3 protein-coding genes are annotated in these 2506 nt (G+C 64.9%); all 3 read left to right on the top strand.

Annotated features, from left to right (window positions below):
• Nucleotides 1-677: PDZ domain-containing protein (locus tag A2I95_RS31340; RefSeq protein WP_291736108.1), on the top strand; the 677-nt coding region annotated here is incomplete at its 5' end.
• The gene (locus tag A2I95_RS31335) at nucleotides 677-1993 is read left to right on the top strand and encodes a replication-associated recombination protein A (protein ID WP_259995160.1); all 1317 of its coding nucleotides are present in this window, start codon (nucleotides 677-679) and stop codon (nucleotides 1991-1993) included. The genes A2I95_RS31340 and A2I95_RS31335, both read left to right, overlap by 1 nt.
• A gap of 137 nt (nucleotides 1994-2130) precedes the next feature.
• Nucleotides 2131-2506, top strand: a 376-nt coding sequence (crcB, locus tag A2I95_RS31330; RefSeq protein WP_291736103.1) for a fluoride efflux transporter CrcB, incomplete at its 3' end; no start/stop codon positions are given.

Below are 2506 nucleotides of genomic sequence, written 5' to 3'. Positions count from 1 at the left end.
TCGGCTTTGCGATCCCTGCAAACCTGGTGACGGAGTTCGTCAATCAGGCCCGCAAAGGCGCGGAAGAGTTCCAGCGCCCTTGGGCCGGCATGGCCGGGCAGCCAGTGGATGCCGATCTGGCGGCCTCGCTGGAGATGGACGTGCCCGAGGGCATGGTGATTTCCGACCTGCACGTCGCGAGCCCCTTTGCCAAGGCGGGATTCAAGGTGGGCGATGTGATCACCCATGTGGACGGTGAAGTGGTGAATTCACCGTCCGAGATGGTGTTCCGCATGTCTGTCGCGGGACTGGACGGCATGTCCGCGATCACCCGGCTGCGCGGTGCTGAGCGGGAAGAGATTGCGGTGCCGATGATCGTGGCACCTGATCAGCCGCCCGCAAATCCGGTGCAGCTGGATGAAGACACGGCATTGCCCGGCCTGACCGTGGCGCGGATCAATCCGCAGGTGATTGCGCGCCTCGGCCTGCCCCTGTCGGCCGAAGGCGTGGTGGTGACGGACCCCGGCCCCTATGCCGGACGCGGCGGGGTGCAGCCCGGCGACGCACTCTTGGCGGTGAATGGCCAGCCTGTTGCCAGCACCGATGACGTCTATGCAATTCTGGCAAACAGCGGCCGCTGGATTCAGCTGGACCTGAACCGGCGCGGCCAGCGTGTCACCCTGCGGTTCCGGACCTGATGGCGGATCTGTTCGGCAGCCCTGCGACTGCAGACAGCGATGCGCCGCAGCCAAACCGGCCGCTGGCCGACCGGCTGCGGCCGCAGTCGCTGGCGGAGGTGATCGGCCAGCAACAGGTGCTGGGGCCGGAGGCGCCGCTGGGGGTGATGCTGGCGTCCGGCTCGCTGTCGTCGTTGATCTTCTGGGGGCCGCCGGGGGTGGGCAAGACCACCATCGCGCGGCTGCTGGCGCAGGAGACCGACCTGCATTTTGTGCAGATCTCGGCGATCTTCACCGGGGTGCCGGAGCTGCGCAAGGTCTTCGAGGCCGCAAAGATCCGCCGCCAGAACGGCCAGGGCACACTGCTGTTCGTCGACGAGATCCACCGCTTCAACAAGGCCCAGCAGGACGGCTTCCTGCCGCATATGGAGGATGGCACCATCCTGCTGGTGGGGGCGACAACCGAGAACCCCTCGTTTGAGCTGAACGCGGCTGTACTGTCGCGCAGCCAGGTTTTGGTGCTGGAGCGTCTGTCGCTGGCGGACCTCGAACGCCTGACCCAGCGCGCCGAGAAGGAACTGGGCCGGGCGCTGCCGTTGTCAGGCGATGCCCGAGACGCGCTGCATGAGATGGCTGATGGCGACGGCCGCGCGCTGTTGAACCTGATTGAGCAGGTTGCCGCTTGGAAGGTGGAGGCCTCTCTGGGGCGCGAGGCGCTGGCTACGCGGCTGATGCGCCGAGCGGCCAAGTTCGACAAATCCGGGGATGAGCATTACAACCTGATTTCCGCCCTGCACAAATCCATCCGCGGCTCGGACCCGGATGCGGCATTGTATTGGCTGGCGCGGATGCTGGAGGGCGGCGAGGACCCGCGGTTCCTGGCCCGGCGGCTCACGATGATGTCGACCGAGGACATCGGCATGGCCGACCCGCAGGCCAATACTGTCTGTCTTAATGCCTGGCAGACTTACGAGCGGCTCGGCAGTCCGGAGGGCGAACTGGCGTTGGCCAATGCCGCTGTATATCTGGCGCTGGCGCCGAAATCCAATGCGGTCTATGTGGGCATCAAGGCCGCCCGCCGTCTGGCCAAGACCACCGGCAGCGCGCCGCCGCCCAAGCACATCCTGAACGCGCCGACCAAGCTGATGTCGGAGCAAGGATACGGCGATGGCTATGCCTATGACCATGACGCCGAGGATGGTTTTTCCGGCCAGAATTACTTCCCCGACGGGGTGAAGCGGCCTGTGTTGTACCAGCCGGTGGAGCGCGGGTTTGAGCGCGAGCTGAAACGGCGTACGGACTATTTTGCGAACCTCAGGCTGAAGCGGAACAAGTAAAGCGGCTTTGCCTGCAAAGCCGCTGCCTCCGGCGGGGATATTTTTGGCAAGAGGAAGGGGCGGACAGCGTCAGCCCTGCGCGCCGTGCAATACGGGCAAAACTTGACATCCCTGCCTGTGCCGGCGACAGGACGGGGATGATTTCTTCGGTTTCCATGGTGGCCCTGGGCGGCGCAATCGGGGCGGTGTGCCGCTATCTGGCCGGGCTGGGCATCATCCGGGTTCTGGGGCACCATGACTTTCCGGTGGCGGTGATCACCGTCAACGTGATCGGCTCCTTTCTGATGGGGATGTTTGTGGTTGCTGCGGCAATGCGCGGGCTGACCCACCTCAGCCCCTTGGTGATGACCGGGCTTCTGGGCGGGTTCACCACCTTCTCGGCGTTCTCCTTGGAGACCGCCAACCTGATTGAGCGCGGCGCCTTCGGGCAGGCCGCACTTTATGTTGTTCTGTCCGTTGGATTGTCTGTGGGCGGTTTGTTTCTGGGCCTGATGGCCGCAAGAGGAGTGTTCG

Source organism: Leisingera sp. F5, from assembly GCF_001593695.1.
This window is presented reverse-complemented; position numbering and strand designations above follow the sequence as displayed.

Bases quoted from the DNA above. Each gene is read 5' to 3' on its own strand.
- A2I95_RS31335 (WP_259995160.1), top strand. From the start codon at position 677: ATGGCGGATCTGTTCGGCAGCCCTGCGACTGCAGACAGCGATGCGCCG.